The organism is Kitasatospora sp. NPDC048296 (assembly GCF_043201815.1).
Taxonomy (GTDB): domain Bacteria; phylum Actinomycetota; class Actinomycetes; order Streptomycetales; family Streptomycetaceae; genus Kitasatospora.
Genome location: NZ_JBICZB010000237.1, coordinates 1 through 1,036 on the forward strand (window position 1 = coordinate 1; position 1,036 = coordinate 1,036).

At 70.2% G+C, this 1,036-nt stretch carries 2 protein-coding genes; both read right to left on the reverse strand.

What is annotated here, in order from left to right:
• Positions 1–138: 138 nt before the first annotated feature.
• Entirely contained in the window at positions 139–357 is a 219-nt protein-coding gene (locus ACGF12_RS38720) for a ferredoxin (RefSeq protein ID WP_393041409.1), read from the reverse strand.
• A 208-nt stretch (positions 358–565) separates the two neighbouring features.
• Positions 566–742, reverse strand: coding sequence for an LPXTG cell wall anchor domain-containing protein (locus ACGF12_RS38725; RefSeq protein ID WP_387621425.1), 177 nt, complete (start codon positions 740–742; stop codon positions 566–568).
• Positions 743–1,036: the final 294 nt, after the last annotated feature.

Genomic DNA, 1,036 nt, shown 5'->3' on the forward strand with positions numbered 1-1,036 from the left:
ACCAGCGTGAGCGCCCCGGTGAACCCGCCCGTGCGCAGTGCCTCGGCGGCCCGCAGACCGGCCAGCGAGGCGCCGACGATGACGATCCGCCCGTCGCGCCGGAACTCCAGTACCGCTTCACGCAGGGAGACCGACATCTCAGGCCCCCACCCGTGTGACGCGCGCCTGGTCCGGCTCGACCAGGATCGCCTGGACGGGACAGGCGGCCGCGGCCCGTCGCACCTGATCGCGCTGCGCATCGGTGAAGGCGGGGTCGTACAGGAGTGCTTCCTCGCCATGCATCTCGAACACGTCCGGCGCCAGGAACGCGCACTGCGCGTAGCCCTGGCACCGGTTGAGATCAACGACAATCCTCATCCGCAGACCCTGCCCTTCAAACCGTCCGTGACGCACTGCTGGTGCATCGCTACCAACAGTTGTGGCGCATGAGTCCCCCGGATGCATCGCGAGCTGACCAGACGGGGGACGGCCGCCACTCTCCGGGGCCGTTTCAGGTGGCGGGCAGGACGGCCGACGGGCTCACGGCGCCGGCGCACCACGCGCGGTGGGTGAGCGGCCGGGCGGGTCACCGCCTGCGTCGACGGGAGAGGAACAGCCCGGCGACCACACCGACCAGCCAGATGCCCAGCAGGGCCGCCCACAAAGGCATCGTGACGATCGGGATCAGCACCCTGATGGACGTCTCCGCCCTGTTCTCGAAGATGAAGACGAGGGCGAGGGCCGACAACACGAGTGGTGCCACCCACCACGCCTTCCCGCGTTCGCTCTCTGAGCCACGCTTCGCCATCACCGATCCCCTTCCGCGTCAGCAGCCAGGTGTCCTCCCGCTCCATTCGAGCGAACTCGAACGGCCACGGCCTCACCCGCAGCGGGTGATACGCCGCCTTGCCGCCGGGGTCCGTCATCGGCTCGCGCGGGTGACCGTGGCGGGTGACCATGGAGCTGTCAGACGAAGAGGGGCTGAGGCCCTCGCGCAAGGCCTGCTCGCGATGGGCGGCGGCCCCATCGGAAGTGCCCTGGTGCACCCGGCCACGCC